Here is a 16,109-nt window from a genome sequence, read left to right as displayed (position 1 = left end):
AATGTCGAATGGACTTTGCGTTGCACTTGCTCTTAGATATTAGTCATTCGGACTTCTTTAGACATTCGTCATTCGACATTCGTCATTCCCGCTGTGGGATCGTTTCGCCGCGGATGAGGTCCTCGAAAGTCTGGCGCGAGCGGACTAAATGCGGCATGCCGTCGGTGATGAGCAATTCAGCGGCGAGCGGCTTTGAATTGTAGTTCGAGCCCATCACGAAGCCGTACGCACCGGCGACCTCCATCACGAGCCATTCCCCGACCTCTGCGGCCGGCAGCTCGCGCGTCGAGACGAAACCCCCTTCCTCCTGCGTGAAGATGTCGCCCGATTCACAAAGTGGCCCGCCGACCACCACATCGCGCAGCGCCCGATCGCTACCGTTCCCTTTTGCGGGGACGATCGACATCGGATGATACGCCCCGTACAGGATGGGCCGAGCCAGATTGTTGAAGCCCGCGTCGACAAGATAGAAAGTGTTGTCTCCCATCCGCTTGATCGCGCGAATCTCGGTCAAGAGATAACCTGATTCCGCCACCAGATACCGCCCCGGTTCGATCTCCAGCGTCAGCGAGTGGCCGAACGCTTCCGCCAGCCGGCAGCGGACTTGGTCCCAGAGTTGGAAATAGGCATCGAGATCAACGTACGACTGCGTCTCGCGATAAGGGACCGGTAAGCCGCCGCCGGCGCTGATCGTGGTCAGCGAGCGGCCCACTTCGCGGGCCATGCGCTCCATCGCTTCGCAAACGTGCCGCAGATGTTCGAGATCAGTCCCCGATCCGATGTGCATGTGCAGCCCAGCAATCTCCAAGCCATATCGATCGGCCCGGCGCAGGCAGTCAGTCAGCTCTTCGTGCCAGATGCCGTGCTTGGATTGCTCGCCGCCGGTGTTCGTCTTCTGGCTATGTCCGTGGCCGAAGCCGGGGTTGATCCGCAGCGTGATTCGGCTGCCGGGAGCGCGCGCACCGAGTTGGTCGATCATGTCGGGAGAGCCGCAGTTGACGTGCAGCCCCAGTTCGACTACCAGATCGAGCGTCTCGCGATCGAAGAGGTCGGCCGTGTAGACCAGCGGCGGAGGATTGCCATGCGGTTGGAAGCCGGCGGAGAGCGCCCGGCGGATTTCCCCAGCGCTCACGGCATCGACGAGCGCCCCCTGGCGGAGCACCAAGTCGAGGATCGCCAGATTCGAGCAAGCCTTTTGGGCATAGCGAATGGTGTCGAACTGCCGCAAGTCATTGATCCGCTCGACGATCTTGGCGGAATCGTAGATGTAAGTCGGCGTGCCGAATTGCCGCGCCAGGTCGGCAACCGGAACGCCGGCGATTTCAGTGCGAATGGTCGGGAAGGAAGGCATATAGTCACAACCGTACCGCAAACCCGCAGCGAAGAGAAGTGGTTCGATACGATGTGCTGCGCAGGCAGGCGCGCAAAAAAAGCGGCGCCGGCGAGGTTTCCCGCCGGTGCCGCGCTCGGTGATAAAAGTGGCGACTTCCGCGCGACTACCGCCCGGGCCGCCTGCCGCCGCCGCCGGCCATGCCGCTGGCCATCTTCGCTCCGGCGCCGATCGCTTTGAGCACGCCTTCCTCCGCCGAAATCCGGTAGTTCACGCCGTTGGTGATCACGCTGGCGGTGAGTCGGATGTGGTCCTTGCCTGGAGTGGCCGATAACAGTTGCGCTGCCATCATCGCGCCCGGATTTGGATTCGTAGAGTTGATGAACTCCAAGATGGGCGTGAGCGCCACGTTGAGCTGGAACGGATAGTTCTTTTGGCCCGTGGCGGCCGGCTTGTCGATGATCGACTTGAGCAGCGTCAGGCTGTTCTTGCCGAAGGCGACGTAGGCGCTCTCGGCGCCGATGCCGATGTAGACATCCATCGTATCGCCGAAGACTTTCTTGGCGTTGTCGTCGTTCATCGGAATCGCGAGGCTGTGCATCTTGATCCCGTTATGGTTTTCAATATCGAACTTCACGACGGGGAAGTTCGGGTCGGCCGCCCCGAGGGCCACCAGCTTCTTGATGGCTGCTTCCAATGACGGGCCATCCTTGACAAATCCACCGGCCGCGAATGAAAGCGCGTTCGGCTCCATCGTCAAGGCGGCGCCCCCGTCGAGCTTACCAGACTTGACAGTGTGTTCCGCCACGTCGAGCAATTGGCTGACGACTTCCTTGGCCTGCTTCTTCCCTTCCTCGTTCGGAATCGTGCTGTCGTTCTCGATGCTTTCGTTGGCCTTCGTCCGTGCAGTCTGGATCAGGGCAATCGCTTGATCGGCGTCGGCCTGATCGAACTTCGAGCAGACATTAAGCGTTATTGCCGCGTCCGGAAGCAGGAACCCGCCGAAATCCGACTTCACATTCGCCATCTCGGCGAACTGCTTGGCAATCGGCGAAGTGGCAACCGCGGTCAAGCTGATATCGAGATTCGTGGTCTTCGCCGACGGATCGATGGCCCAGCCGATCGTGAACTGATCGAGGTCCTTGATCAAAGTCTCCATCTGCTTGAGTTGGGCTTGGGCCATCTTCTTGCGGAACTCATAGGCGATGTCGTCCTCGCCCGGCTTCTGCTGCAAGCCGACTTCGACGCCCGCTCGGAAGATCTGAGTGGCGTTCTCGCGCAGATCAGCGGGCACGTTCTGCACGTTGAATTGCACCGCGATCGCATAGTCCTTGCTCAGATCGCCGAGCAGTTTCTCTGGATCGGCGGGAGCGGATTTCAGCGTGTCCTTGTCGTTGCTGATGAACGCCCAGCTTCCCTTCTGCGTGGCGTAGCCCGGCGGGCCGTTGGGGCCTTGAATCTCGAGCGTGCCGTCGCTGTCTTGCACGTTCACCTGGGGAAACAGCGCCAAGAATCCTTTCAGATCGGCGATCGGCAGAAACGCGAAGCCCTTGGGGGTCTGCCCGTCCATGAACACCGCCAGGCCGAGCGGCTTGGATTTGTCGAGGCCCTTGAGACCTTGGCCGCGCGTCACCAGGGCGATGATTCCGTCGAGGCTCTTATCGAGATCGGGGGCGTCGGCCAATTGACCGACGAATTTCAGGTCCGCCTGCAACGTGTCGTAACTGGCCACGGACAGAATCGCGACGGGCTTATCCTGGGCGGACAAGCGGGCGGCGCCAGTCAACATCAACGCCACCGCCAACAAAGAGAGCAATGTTTTTCGCACGATGGAAACTCCTCGACAAAAATTGGGAATCTAAAGCGGCGGCCGGCGATCATACGACTGCCGACAACGCGCCGCTGGAACGCCGAAAACTAATACCCTCGCCGCGACGGCAAGGTTTTAAGGATTCCGAATTTGGCAGAAACCCCGAGCCGCCGCATCCACCCCTGAGGGGGCCGGCCGGTCGCCGACTGTTTGCACAAGCGTAGGTTACGCCGCGGCAAGCGGCGAGGAACGTCGCGATTTCCGTAACCGAATTCGGAAGAATTCTGGGCCTTTTGGCGTCCCTTGGCCGCGGAATTCACGCATCGGAACTCCGATGAATTGCGCTCCATGGGCGCATAAAGCAAGCGCCGCGCATTTCGCAAGATTATGGCGCTGTCCCGCGCCGTCCACGATAGCTAGGCAGCCCTCAACGTTCTCGGAACGTGATGCGCCCCTTCGTGAGATCGTAGGGAGAGAGTTCGACTTTGACTTTGTCTCCCGGCACGATGCGGATGAAGTTTTTTCGCATCCGTCCGGCGACGTGGGCGGTCACGATGTGGCCCCCTTCGATTTGCACGCGAAACCGCGTGTTGGCCAGCGCTTGCTGCACCGTGCCCTCAACCTCCAACGCTTCTTCTTTTTCTTTCTGCGCCATAGGCATCTCCGGGTGTTGGAACCTCTCGCAAAACCGCCGAGGCAGTTTTGCGAGAGGTTCCAAATGAGAACTGCGGGCGGCCCTGCAAGGATTGCCACGAACCGCGCCGACCATTCATAAGTGAATGTTATCCTATCATTTGCATTTCTTCTTGTAAAGCTGAGGCGTGGCGGATGCTGCCAGCATCCGCGTGACCGACGCTGGCAGCGTCGGCTACGAATACGCTATCCCGCGGCCAGCGCTTCGATCAGCGCTTCGATAACGAACTCGCTCGACTCCACGCCGACCGAGAGGCGGATCGTGCCCCCTTTGATGCCGAGCGATTCGCGTGCCGTTGGGGTCATCGCGCGATGGCTCGTGGATTCGGGATGGGTGAGGGTCGTCGAAAGTTCCCCGAGCGATGGGCAGAACGGGATGCGGCGTGCCGCGGAAATGAAACGCGCCGCCGCCTCCGTGCCGCCATGCAGCGTGAATGTTACCAACGAGCCATACCGGCCGCCGAGCTGCCGCGTGGCCAACTCGTGGTCATGGTGCTCGGCGAGTCCTGGATAGTAGACGATCTCGACTTCACGGCGGGCGGCGAGAAATCGAGCCGCGGCGAGCGCGTTGGCCGAGGCCCGCTCCGCCCGCAGGTGCAGCGTGCCGAGCCCGCGAGCGGCGAGCCAGCAATCGAGCGGCGCGGCGCTCCAGCCCCAAGTGGAAAGCGTAGTCGGCACCCGCTGCCAGACCTCTTCGCGACCGCAGAGCAAGCCGAGCAGCACATCGCTGTGGCCGTTCATGATCTTTGTGAGACTCTCCAGCACCAGATCGGCGCCGAATTCAAGCGGCCGGCAGAGTAGCGGCGAAGCCAGCGTATTATCGACCAGGAGCAACGCCCCGCGGCGATGGGCAATTTCGGCGAGGCCGCGAATATCCGAGACGCGCAGCAGTGGATTGGTGATCGTTTCGACGACGAGCAGCTTAGTCGCCGGAATGATTGCGGCTGCCGTAGCTTCGAGATCGCACGTGTCGACGACGGTCGTCGCGATTCCCAGCCGCCGCGCTTCGTCGCAGAGCAATAGAAAGCTACGGCCATAAAGCTGATTGCCGACGACGATATGATCCCCTTGCTGGCACTGCGAGACGAGGGCCAGGGCCAGCGCGCCCATCCCGGAGGCCGCGATCGCCGCCTGCGGGGCGCCGTGCAATTGACGGCATTTCTCCGCGAGCAGTTCGGAATTGGGATGGCCGTCGCGGCGGTAGACGTGGCCAAGTGCTTCGCCCGCAAGCATGGCGGCGGCCTGCGCCGGGTCAGCGCAGCGGTAGACCGAACTCGGATAAATCGGCTCAACCAACGGCTCGGTTGGTTGCGTAGGCAGTTTAGCGGGACGGGGGCAAATGTCGTCAACTCGGTCTGTCATGTTGGCTCCGGTGACTGATAAAGCGCCGATAGGGTTGCAATTCGACGGCGGTATCGTTCAATTTAAGGAAGCTGCCAGCGGCCGGACGATGAGGTAACGTTCGACCCAATTTTAACGGATCTCCGGGTGCATCGTCGGCAGACGCCCGAAAAAAGGCCCGACTGGGCTTAAGTTCAAGGTAGGGTTGGCTTAAGACTTGCCGGTTCCGGCCAGGAAACTCCACCCTCCTAGCTTGCACGATTTTCTCTTCGGCTCGACGAGCCTCGATCGCCCTTATGAGTTCTGCCTCCTCCTTTGATCCCGAGTTGATCGACCAGACGCGGCAGCAGCTTCGCACGCTGGTTCATGAGATCGAGGGGCTCTCGCGCTCTGAAATGTCGCCCGGCGAGTTTTATGAAGGGTTTCTCACGCGGGTGGTGACGGCGCTGGCCGCGATCGGCGGCGCGATTTGGACGCTCGACGAGGGGGGCGGTCTGAAGCTCGCCTATCAGATGAATCTCCAGCAAGCGCGGCTCGGAGACAACGAAGACGATCAACTGCGCCACGGCCGCTTGCTCCACAAAGTGGCGGCCGACGGGCAAGGGCTGCTCGTGCAACCGCACTCCGGCGATGGCGAAAATGGCGAGGCCGCCAACCCGACCGAATTCCTGCTCGTGCTCGGCGCGCTCAAGAGCGACCAGGAAGTGCAGGGGATCGTCGAAGTCTTTCAGCGGGCCGGCGGCCGGCCGACGGTCGAGCGCGGCTATCTGCGGTTTCTGATGCAGATGTGCGATTTGGCCGGCGACTTTCTCAAGACCCGCCGGCTGCGGTCGTTCGCCGACCGGCAGATCATGTGGTCGCAGCTCGAGCAGTTCACTCGGCTCGTTCACGAAGGGCTCGATCCGCGGCGGACGGCCTACACGATCGCCAACGAAGGGCGGCGGCTCATCGGCTGCGACCGAGTGAGCGTCGCGCTGAAGCGCGGTAATCGTTGCCGCGTCGAGGCGATCAGCGGGCAGGAACTGCTCGACAACCGCTCGAACACGGTCACGCTGCTTGGCAAGCTGGCGTCGATCGTCGTCGCGGGGGGCGAAGACCTTTGGTATAGCGGCGACACCTCGAACCTCCCGCCGCAGATCGAAGAGTCGGTCGAAACTTATGCCGACGAATCGCATTCCAAGATGGTGGCCGTGCTGCCGCTCGAACGGCCGCGCGGCGACAAGGACGACGAGAACGAACCGCCCGAGTTTCTCGGCGCGCTGGTGATCGAGCAGATCACCGAAGATAATCTGACCGAGAGCATGCGGCGGCGGATCGACGTCGTGACCGACCACAGCGCGCTGGCTCTCTCCAACGCCCGCGAGCACAATGAACTCTTCCTGATGCCGGTCTGGCGAGCGATCGGCAAATCGCGGTGGTTGGTGCAAGCCCGCACGCTGCCGAAGACGCTCTCGATCGGCGGCGCCGTCCTGGTGCTGCTCGTGGCGCTGTTCGTTATCCCGATGAAGTTCCAGCTTTCGGGGAAGGGGACGCTCGAGCCGGTGGACAAGCGCGACGTGTTTGCCGAAGTGGCGGGCGACGTCGATGAGATTCTCGTCCAGCACGGCGATATGGTCAAAAAAGATCAACCGCTGATCAAATTGCGCAACAACGATCTCGATGTGAAGTTGGTAGACACGGAAGGGAAGCGCAACGCCGCCCGATCGCAATCGGCCGCCAAGGAGCGGTTGCTTCAAGAAGCGGCCCGCAGCCGTCTTTCGCTTGAAGAACAGGAGCGGCTCAAGAGCGAGGCCATGCAATTCCGTGAGCAAGAATCGAGCTACGAGGCCCAGCTCAAGCTGCTACGCGAAGAGTTGGACAAATTGGTAATCCGCAGTCCGATCAATGGTCAGGTCGTTACCTGGCAGATTCGGGAAAAATTGCTCAGCCGCCCGGTCGAGATGGGGCAGTTGCTCCTGACCGTGTCCAATCCGGATAAAGAATGGGAACTCGACGTGCTGATGCCGGAAGATCGGATGGGGTTCGTGGCCAAAGCGGAAAAGGATAAGAAAGAGAAGGCGGCGCAAGAAAAGGCTGAATCCGGCAATGAGGTTGATCCCCGGCTCGACGCCTCTTATATCCTCGCCACGGAAACCGGCACCCGGCACTACGGCAAGGTCTTCGAGATCGAGCGCTCCGCGCACGTGCAAGGTGAAGAGGGCAATGTAGTGCTTCTCAAAGTGACCGTCGACAAGTTGCAGCACGACGCGCTCGAGCTGCGTCAGGGAGCTTCGGTCAACGTGAAGGTCGATTGCGGCACCGCTTCGATCGGCTACTGCTGGTTCCACGATGTGATTTCGTTCGTTCAAAAGAGAATTCTGTTCCCGCTGTTTTGAGGATTCATATGCGAATCGGATTTGCCATCCTGTCGGCTGCCCTGGGGCTCGCTACGTCGTCGGGGCGGTTGCCTGCCGCGGCCGAAGAACCGCCGACGTTGAAAAACTGCCTCGTCTCGTTGATCGAAGAGGCCCAAGTCCCTTCGCAAGAGGCGGGGGTTATCGTCAGTCTCAAGGCCAAGAGAGGGGACGCAGTGACCAAGGGACAATTGCTCGTGCAGATGGACGACATCATTCCTAAGGCGGAAAAAGATAAGGCGCAAGGCGAACTCGACGCCGCCAGCAAAAAGGCGACGAGCGACGTCGATATTAAGTATGCAAGGGCCGCGGAGGGCGTGGCCTATTACACCTGGCAGAAAAACAAGGAAGCCTACGACAAGGTCAAGAATTCCGTTCCGTTGGTGGAGGTGAAGCGGCTGGAATTGGACTATCAGCGGGCTGGATTTCAGATCCAGCAAGCCGAACTCGAGCAAAAGATCGCCGAGGACACGGCCAAAGCCAAGGCCGCCGAAGTCACCGCCGCCGATGAAGGAATCGCCCATCGCAAGATCAAGTCGCCGCTCGATGGCGTCGTCGTCGAGGTTCCCCAGCACGAGGGCGAATGGGTCAAGCCGGGCGACCCGGTCATGCGCATCTTGCGAATGGACCGGCTCCGCATCGAGGGCTTTTTAAACTCCGCGGTGTATTCGCCACAAGACATACTTGATCGCAATGTGGTTGTCTCGATCAAGCTGGCTCATAAAATCCAGCCGGAGCAGTTCACCGGGAAGGTTGTCTTCGTCAGCCCGCTCGTTGAAGCGGGGGGCGATTATCGCGTGTGGGCCGAGGTCGATAACCGCCTCGTCCCGGGCCGCACCGACCTTTGGCTCCTTCGCCCAGGCGCGACCGCGACCATGACGATCGACACGAAATAGGAACTCGGGGCTCGGTATTCGGGGACGCGCTCCCCTCCGTTTGACCTCGGGTTGCGGCTAAACGACTTCGTCTTTTTTCGTCCTTTGTCCTTCGTACTTCGTACTTGCCCTCCCTCGCCGACAGCCTGCTCTCGAGTTCCGCCCGGCCGTTGGGGTTGCGGATGCGGCCGGATTTGACCGCGCATCAGCAGCGCTATCAGGGGCGGCTGTATTGGGTGCTGAAGGACCCGATCGGGTTGAACTACTTCCGCTTTCAGGAAGAAGAATTCGCCCTGCTCAAGATGCTCGACGGCCTGGCGAGCCTGGATGATCTGAAGCGCGGCTTCGAAGACCTGTTCGCCCCGCAGCAGATCAGCGTCGAGGAGATCGGCCAATTCGTCGGCATGTTGCACCGCAGCAACCTGGTGATTGCCGACATGCCGGGGCAAGGCCAGCAGTTGCTCAAGCGCCGCGGCGAGCGGAAGCGGCAGGAATGGCTTGCCACGCTCTCGAACGTGCTGGCGATCCGCTTCAAGGGAATCGATCCCGAGCGGATTCTTAGCTGGCTCTATCCCAAGGTCTCCTGGTTCTTCACGCGCACGGCGCTGGTGATCTGCGTCTTGCTCGCGCTCTCCGCGCTGACGCTGGTGCTGGTCCAGTTCGACATATTCTGGTCGAAGCTGCCGAGCTTCCATCAATTCTTCGCCAAGGGGAACTGGCTTTGGCTGGCGCTGGCGGTCGCGATCACCAAGGTCTGCCATGAATTCGGCCATGGCCTGAGCTGCAAGCATTTCGGCGGCGAATGCCATGAACTGGGTTTCATGATGCTGGTGCTCACTCCATGCCTGTATTGCAACGTGTCCGATTCCTGGATGCTGCCGAACAAATGGCATCGGGCGTCGATCGGCGCGGCGGGGATGTATGTCGAGCTAGTGATCGCGTCGATCGCCACCTATGTGTGGTGGTTTAGCGAGCCGGGGTTCGTCAACGAAATGGCCCTGAACACGATGTTCGTCTGCTCGGTGAGCACGGTGATCTTCAACGCCAACCCGCTCCTGCGGTACGACGGCTATTACATTCTCTCCGACCTCACGGAAATTCCCAATCTCCGCCAAAAGGCCACGACGATCTTAAGCCGCAAGCTGGGGACCTGGTGCTTGGGGATGGAAGAGCCGGACGACCCGTTTTTGCCGAAGCGAAATCAGGTGTTCTTCGCGTTGTACTCGGTCGCCTCCGCGGCTTATAGTTGGTTTATCACCTTTTCGATTCTCATGTTTCTCCAAAAGGTGTTCGAGCCATATCGCCTGGAGGTCATCGGGCAGATCATCGGATTGGCGGCGATCGGCGGTTTGGTCGTGCGGCCGTTGTGGAAGCTTGGACATTTCTTTTGGGTCCCCGGACGGTTGGAACAAGTGAAAAAAGAACGATTCCGAATTTCGCTGGCGGTGATCGGCACGGTGATCCTGGCGGTGCTGTTCCTGCCGCTGCCATATCGGATCATGTGTACGCTCGATGTCGAAGCCCGAGACGCCCGGACGGTCTACGTCGAGCAACCCGGCTCGGTTGTTGAGGTCCGCGTTCATGCCGGTCAGCAAGTGAAAAAGGGAGACTTGCTCGCGCGCCTGGAGAACACCGATCTCGAATTGAAGGTGTCTGACCTGAAGCTCCAAGCCGCCCAATTGGAATCCCAATTGAGCGGCCTCCAGCGCGAGCGATTTAGCGATCCGCAGGCCGGCTCGGATATTCCGCACATCCAAGAATCGCTCGATGCGATCAAGGACGAATTGGCGAAAAAGCAGCGCGATCTGGACCATCTCGAGCTGCACGCCCCGATCGACGGCTTCGTCATTCCGCCGATCCCGGTCCCAGAGCCGCAAAGCGACGATAAGGAGCGGCTGCCGACCTGGTGGGGGACTCCGCTGGAAAAGAGAAACGTCGGCGCGTTTCTGAAGCTCAACGTGCCCTTTTGCCAGATCGGCGATCCGCAGAAGATGCAAGCGGCCCTGGTGATCGATCAGTCCGACGTCGATATGGTTGCCGCCCGCAATGGTGAAGAGCCAGGATCGAAGGTGGTCGTAAAGCTCGATGAACTCCCCGGCGATACCTTCACCAGCGAGATCACCGAAATCTCGAAGCTCGATCTCAAATTCAGCCCGCGCGAGCTGAGTCACAAGTCGGGGGGCGATCTGCAAACCAAGACCGATCCCACCACGGGCGCCGAGCGGCCGCTTACTCCGTCGTATCAGGCGGTCGCCCCGCTCGACGACGACAATCAGCTCCTGGTCGTCGGCCTGCGCGGTCGCGCGAAAGTCTCCGCGACCCGCTGGGTCAGCCTGGGCGGCCGCGTCTGGCGCTGGTTCGGCCAGACGTTCCATTTCAAATTGTAGGGTGCGTCAAGGCCGCCGCAGACGCACCGCGCGTTGGTCGTTCACGGTGCGTCTGCGCGGACGAACCGCTTGACGCACCCTACCGATCCGCCCGCCGCTTGCCACTTGCCAGTTGCCACTCGTGAGGCAGATTGCCTACCGCATCGAGTGGTAGGTCGTGCAGGCCGCTGAGAATCTCCAAATCGGCGCGCTCGCGGGCTTCCTCCAGATACGCCGCGGAGCATTCGACTTCGGCCACCTCGAGCGTGTTCTTGATCCACAGGACCTTCGCATCCGGCGGCTCGACCAGACCGATGATCGCCAGCGAATAGTCGAGCAGCTCGCGGTCGGTCTCGAAATAGAGCGGAAACGCCGAGATGGCCACCGAGCCGCTCGCCAGCCCGTTGACCCAGGTGGCCTCGCGATTCGTCTGTCGAACCAAGCGCGTCGTGCAGAAATCTGCCAGCCCGACGCCGTGCGCGACCCCGTGCGTGGCGGCCGTCAATCCGCGAACGATGATCCGGCGTATGACGGGCGTTTCGCTCAAAGCTTGCCGGCCGTCGCGAAACTTCCGCCCGACGACGTTCGTGTCCATCCCCGTGCCGCTAATGTTCTTGCCGATTTCGTCGACGATCAGGATATGGGCAAAATCGAACGGCAGCCGCGGCATCCACTGCTTGGCCAGTTTGAGCAGGGCTTCATCGGTGGCCTCGAAGTCGCCAGGAGCGACGGCGGTCAACCGCGCGACCTCGTTGTAAGCGTTTTCCACGACCGCGATACCCCCGAGAATGCGGCAGCGCTCGATCACTCGCGCGCCGACTTTCCGCACGATCTGCTCGAAACTAAAGTCGTGGATGGCCCGATGATAGACTTTGGCCCCATCGTGCTTGCCCAGTCCGATGAGCAGCATTTTCATCAGCCCGCTTTCGATCCGGCCGACGAACGAGGTGTGCGGCTTGATGCGCGCGCAGACAAATACGTGATCGGCCTCGGAGGCGAGGCGATCGAAGCGGATCGGAAACCCTTCGGCTGCCTGATCGACGACCACCGTTTCCATGCTAGCCCCGATCGGAGCGCCGCAGAACGCCTCGGTGACGCCGTAGGACTCGAGGATTCGCTGCTGCCCCTCGGCCGTTCCGCCGCCGTGGCTGCCCATCGCCGGCACAATGAACGGCCGGGCGCCAAGGTTCAGGAAGTGCCGCACGACCCCGCGAACGACCGACGAAATCTCGGCAATTCCCCGGCTGCCGACCGCGATGGCGATTGTCTGCCCCGGCCGCACTTTGTCTGCCAATCGCAGCCCGGCCAACTCGGCTTCGACGGCCGCCGGCACGTCGTCGACTCGCGGCCGCTCCCAAATCTGCCGCACGCGAAACATCTGGGGATAGGCCATAGGTGCGGGGGGTCGGGAAGCAATTGCCGTAGCGTTGGGCGGAAACCAATCTCACTATAGTATCCGCCGGGTGCGATGCCGAGTCCCGCTCGCGCTCGGTCCATCGAGTTCCGAACCCCGAGCCCCTAGCCCCGTTTCCTACAATTCAGTGTCTGCCGCAAGAATCCACCTTCTGGCCACGGGGCTCTCATGTCGATTCTGGATCATCCTACCTCCGAAAGCGCGTTTGATCCGGCCGCGGATAGCCGATTGCCGAAGGTCCAGGTGGCCGGGAACGATTTGACGCTGTTCGACGGGGCCACGACGCTCGTTGCGGCGATGATCGAGGACATTCGCGCCGCGCACAGCCGAATCTGGCTCGAAAGCTACACGATCGCCGACGACGCGGCCGGACGAGCAATCGCTGCTGCGCTTCTCGAACGAGCGGCCGCGGGCGTCGATGTTCGCGTCATGTACGACGCCATCGGCAGCCTGACTACGCCGCAGGCGTTTTTCGACCGGCTCGCGGCGGGCGGCGTCGAGGTCCACACCTTCCATTCGATCCGCGACAATCTGTTGCGGTTCGGTTTCTTCCGGATTCTGAATCGTCGGAACCATCGCAAATTGTTGGTCGTTGACGACCGAGTGGCGTACTTTGGCGGGATGAATATCGTCGATCAGCGTGGTATCGTCACCCCGTCCGACGCCAAGCTCCGCAATCTACCGGCGTCGGCGGGCTGGCGCGATCTGCACCTGCGGCTGGTCGGGCCAAAGCAGGGGGTGATCGCCGAGGAGTTCGAGCGATTGTGGAATTGGAAGCACTTGCGCCGCCGCGATCGTCGCACGAACTGGCAAATCGGCCGGATGCTAGCGGTGAGCGACGACGCGATCCATTTTTTCGCGTCGCGACCTGGCCGGCGGATGCGACGTGTCGCACGGATTCTCGGTCCATTGATCCGCCGCGCCCGCCGCAACATCACGCTTTCGATGGCGTATTTCATACCGGTCGGGCGCGTGCTGCGCGAATTGCTTCGCGCCCGGCGGCGCGGGGTGCAAGTGCGGGTGGTCGTCCCGGCGGAAAGCGACGTGAAAGCCGTGCATTGGGCGACGCGGCACCTCTGCCAACGGCTGCTGGCCCGCGGAATTCAAATCTACGAGCGGCAGGATTTCATGCTCCACAGCAAGGTGATGGTGATCGACGAGTTGTGGACCGTCGTCGGCTCCTGCAATCTCGATCCGCGCAGCCTGCGATTGAATCTGGAGTTTCTGGCTGTGGTTCGTTCGCGGGCGATGGCCGCCGCGGCGACCGCCTTTTGCCGGCACGAAATGTCCCACAGCCGCCGCATTCGCCTTGCGGAAATCCGCAGCCGGCCCCTCTGGCAGCGAGTCCGCGACCGGCTGGCATGGTCGGTTCGCCGCTGGCTATGAACGGCTGGGATGCTGATAAGGTGACAAGGTGACAGAGTGACAAGCTGACCAGGCGAAAGGACGGTCGGTCACCTTGTCACCCCGTCACTGTCATGTCTCCCCGAATTCCGCTTCGATCTCCGATTGACTACAATGAGTCGGAGTAGCCGCAGATGCACTCACTTTCCGCACGCTTATCCACTCCGACCGGCGGTCCGCGACGTTCCGAACATGGCGCTGCTCAACATCCTCTCCGGCCCGACTGCCGGGCAGACCTACGAATTGGCCCGCGAGCAAACGCAGCTTGGGCGCGAGCAGTTCTGCGACCTGGTGATCCCGATCCGCAGTATTTCGCGGCAGCACGCGCGGATCGTCCGCGATGCCGACAACTTTTTCATCGAGGACCTGAACAGCCTGAACGGCACTTATGTCAACGGCCAGCGGATTAACGGCCGCTTGCGGCTGAATGACGAGGACAAGATCCGACTATACGACGTTGTGCTCGAATTTCACGAGCGCGCGGCGCGAGCCGGCCTGTTCTCGTCGGCTGCCACGCTGGCCCTGCCCAAGCCGCAGCTTGGCGACGACTTGCAGACCGGACTGCGCTCGACGACGATCGTTGGCGCGATCGACGCCCGAGCGGAAGCACGAGTCGATGTCGGCGCTCAGGCCAAGCTCCGCGCCGTGCTCGAAATCACGCGCAACTTGGGCAAATCGCTCGAGGTCGATGTGTTTCTGCGCAACATGATCGAATCGCTGTTTCAAATCTTTCCGCAGGCCGATCGCGGCTACATCATGCTCAGCGACGAGGCGACCGGGCGGCTGGTTCCGCGGGCCGTCAAACGCGGCCGCGGCGAGCCGAGCGATTCGCTCACGCTCGGTCCGATCAGCCAGTCGATCGCTCAGCGCGTCATGTCCGAGGGAAAGGCAATTCTCAGCACCGACACCGCGACCTCCGACGCCGAACGGGAGTCGTCCGTGCTCGAAGGCCCGGTCAGCTCGATGATTTCCGCGCCCCTGATGGGTCCCTCACATACACCGCTGGGGATTATCCACATCGACACCAGGGACCCGCTTCGCCAATTCTCGGAGGAAGACCTCGACGTGCTGATCAGCGTGGCCACTGTCGCCGGGCAAGCAGTCGAGTATGCCCGCATGCACGAAGCGAGCATCAAGCTCGATCGCCGCCAGCGCGAACTGGCGATGGCCCAGCAGGTGCAGCTCCATTTCCTCCCGCAGCAAGCCCCGGACCTGCCCGGCTATCGATTTTACAGCTTCTATCGGGCCGCCGAGGACATCGGGGGCGATTACTTCGGCTATGTGCCACTGGCCGACGGGCGATTGGCGGTCGCGGTGGGAGACGTCTCGGGCAAAGGGGTCTCGGCCGCGCTGTTGATGGCGCGGCTCTGCGCGGAAGTGCGGCTTTGCCTCGGCACGTCGAAGACGCCGGTCGAGGCGATCTGCCGGCTCAATCGCGAGTTCGCCGGCCCGACACTCGGCGATATGTTCATCACGTTTCTGTTGGCCGTGCTCGATCCGCGCGAGCATATGCTCACACTCGTGAACGCCGGGCACATCCCGCCTCTATTACGGCATGGGCTTGCCGGCACCGTGGAACAACTTGGCGTGCTCGAGGCAGGGCCGCCGTTGGGATATGATGCCGAGCAGACGTACGCCGCTTGTTCCGTGCGGCTGGAGCCCGACGACATGGTCGTCATGTACACCGACGGAATCAGCGAAGCCTCTGACCCCGGTGGGCAATTCTACGGGATCAAGGGGGTCTACAATCTGGTGGCCCGAGGCGCGCCGCACGTCGAGGCCCTGGGCCGGCGGCTGATGATGGACGTCGAGAGATTTACCGGCGGCACTCCGCAGAGCGACGATATTTGCTTGCTCTGCTTCGCGCGAGACTGAGCCCACCTCAGTCGCCGCAGCCCGTCTCGTCGTGCAACACTTGCACAACCAATTCGGTCTCTTGCGCTTCGTGGTCCTGGAATCGGGATTGGAACTGCGTGAATTCTTCGGCGATATTCACCAGTCGCATTTCCGGTTGTTCGTGATAGAGCATGTGTTCGGCGCGATCGACGATGCCCCCGAGGTGCAGAAACAAATCGCCGTGCTCGTCTCGGAGTTTTAGCGCCCGGTCGGAAAGCTGGGGAGTGACATGGGCCGCGTCGTCGAAATAGCCGTAGGCCTCTTCCAGTGCGAAGTGCATCGCCAACTGGTCGCGAAGCTTGGTCAGCAATTCGACGATTCGCTTTGGCTCGGCCGGCGTTCGGCCTTCTGCCGCCAAGGCCGTGCCGCAATTGTTGAGCAACTGCCGCAATTCCCGGTTCTCCTCCTTGATCTCTTGGAGGAAGGCAGCATTGATCGTTAAAGTTCCTTGAGCCGCTAGCATAGCGCACTCCTTTCTCTACGGCGGCGATTGCGAAACAACCGATCGCCGCCTTGGAGGCAAAACGCGATCCTGCGTGTATCCAACGAGTGCTGGGCAAAGCAAGCGGCCAGGACTTGCTTGAGAG

At 61.4% G+C, this 16,109-nt stretch carries 11 protein-coding genes; 5 read left to right on the top strand and 6 right to left on the bottom strand.

Annotated elements, in window-relative coordinates:
• Positions 1–82: 82 nt before the first annotated feature.
• The 4 genes from lysA to VGY55_08645 all read right to left on the bottom strand — a co-directional run bounded on the left by lysA (position 83) and on the right by VGY55_08645 (position 5,195).
• On the bottom strand, positions 83–1,351 hold the full coding sequence (gene lysA / locus VGY55_08660; GenBank protein ID HEV2970048.1) for a diaminopimelate decarboxylase: 1,269 nt from the start codon (positions 1,349–1,351) through the stop codon (positions 83–85).
• Between the two features lie 145 nt (positions 1,352–1,496).
• Entirely contained in the window at positions 1,497–3,158 is a 1,662-nt protein-coding gene (locus VGY55_08655; GenBank protein HEV2970047.1) for a hypothetical protein, read from the bottom strand.
• 409 nt (positions 3,159–3,567) lie between these two features.
• The gene (gene infA, locus VGY55_08650; protein HEV2970046.1) at positions 3,568–3,795 is read right to left on the bottom strand and encodes a translation initiation factor IF-1; all 228 of its coding nucleotides are present in this window, start codon (positions 3,793–3,795) and stop codon (positions 3,568–3,570) included.
• A 224-nt stretch (positions 3,796–4,019) separates the two neighbouring features.
• Positions 4,020–5,195, bottom strand: a complete 1,176-nt coding sequence (locus VGY55_08645) for an aminotransferase class V-fold PLP-dependent enzyme (protein HEV2970045.1) — start codon at positions 5,193–5,195, stop codon at positions 4,020–4,022.
• Between the two features lie 275 nt (positions 5,196–5,470).
• On the opposite strand from VGY55_08645, the gene VGY55_08640 reads away from it, so the two are divergent.
• The 3 genes from VGY55_08640 to VGY55_08630 all read left to right on the top strand — a co-directional run bounded on the left by VGY55_08640 (position 5,471) and on the right by VGY55_08630 (position 10,829).
• Positions 5,471–7,549 carry a biotin/lipoyl-binding protein gene (locus tag VGY55_08640; GenBank protein HEV2970044.1) on the top strand — a complete coding sequence of 693 codons (2,079 nt, stop codon included), beginning with the start codon at positions 5,471–5,473 and terminating at the stop codon, positions 7,547–7,549.
• 8 nt (positions 7,550–7,557) lie between these two features.
• A complete protein-coding gene (locus VGY55_08635) occupies positions 7,558–8,463 on the top strand; it encodes an HlyD family efflux transporter periplasmic adaptor subunit (protein ID HEV2970043.1) in 906 nt (301 codons plus the stop codon).
• Positions 8,464–8,567: 104 nt separating this feature from the next.
• The gene (locus VGY55_08630; protein ID HEV2970042.1) at positions 8,568–10,829 is read left to right on the top strand and encodes a biotin/lipoyl-binding protein; all 2,262 of its coding nucleotides are present in this window, start codon (positions 8,568–8,570) and stop codon (positions 10,827–10,829) included.
• A gap of 79 nt (positions 10,830–10,908) precedes the next feature.
• Here the strand turns inward: VGY55_08630 and VGY55_08625 are convergent, their stop codons facing one another.
• Entirely contained in the window at positions 10,909–12,201 is a 1,293-nt protein-coding gene (locus VGY55_08625) for a [Fe-S]-binding protein (GenBank protein HEV2970041.1), read from the bottom strand.
• A gap of 189 nt (positions 12,202–12,390) precedes the next feature.
• Between VGY55_08625 and VGY55_08620 the strand changes: the two genes are divergently transcribed.
• Both VGY55_08620 and VGY55_08615 read left to right on the top strand, forming a co-directional pair.
• Positions 12,391–13,608 carry a phospholipase D-like domain-containing protein gene (locus tag VGY55_08620; GenBank protein HEV2970040.1) on the top strand — a complete coding sequence of 406 codons (1,218 nt, stop codon included), beginning with the start codon at positions 12,391–12,393 and terminating at the stop codon, positions 13,606–13,608.
• A gap of 210 nt (positions 13,609–13,818) precedes the next feature.
• Entirely contained in the window at positions 13,819–15,501 is a 1,683-nt protein-coding gene (locus tag VGY55_08615) for a SpoIIE family protein phosphatase (GenBank protein HEV2970039.1), read from the top strand.
• A 7-nt stretch (positions 15,502–15,508) separates the two neighbouring features.
• Here the strand turns inward: VGY55_08615 and VGY55_08610 are convergent, their stop codons facing one another.
• Positions 15,509–15,985 (bottom strand): hemerythrin domain-containing protein, encoded by a 477-nt coding sequence (locus tag VGY55_08610; protein HEV2970038.1) that lies wholly within the window; start codon positions 15,983–15,985, stop codon positions 15,509–15,511.
• Positions 15,986–16,109: the final 124 nt, after the last annotated feature.

The sequence above is a fragment of the Pirellulales bacterium genome, from assembly GCA_035939775.1.
Taxonomy (GTDB): Bacteria; Planctomycetota; Planctomycetia; order Pirellulales; family DATAWG01; genus DASZFO01.
The sequence above is the reverse complement of the archived record's forward strand: the minus strand, read 5'-3'. Positions and strand labels throughout refer to the sequence as shown.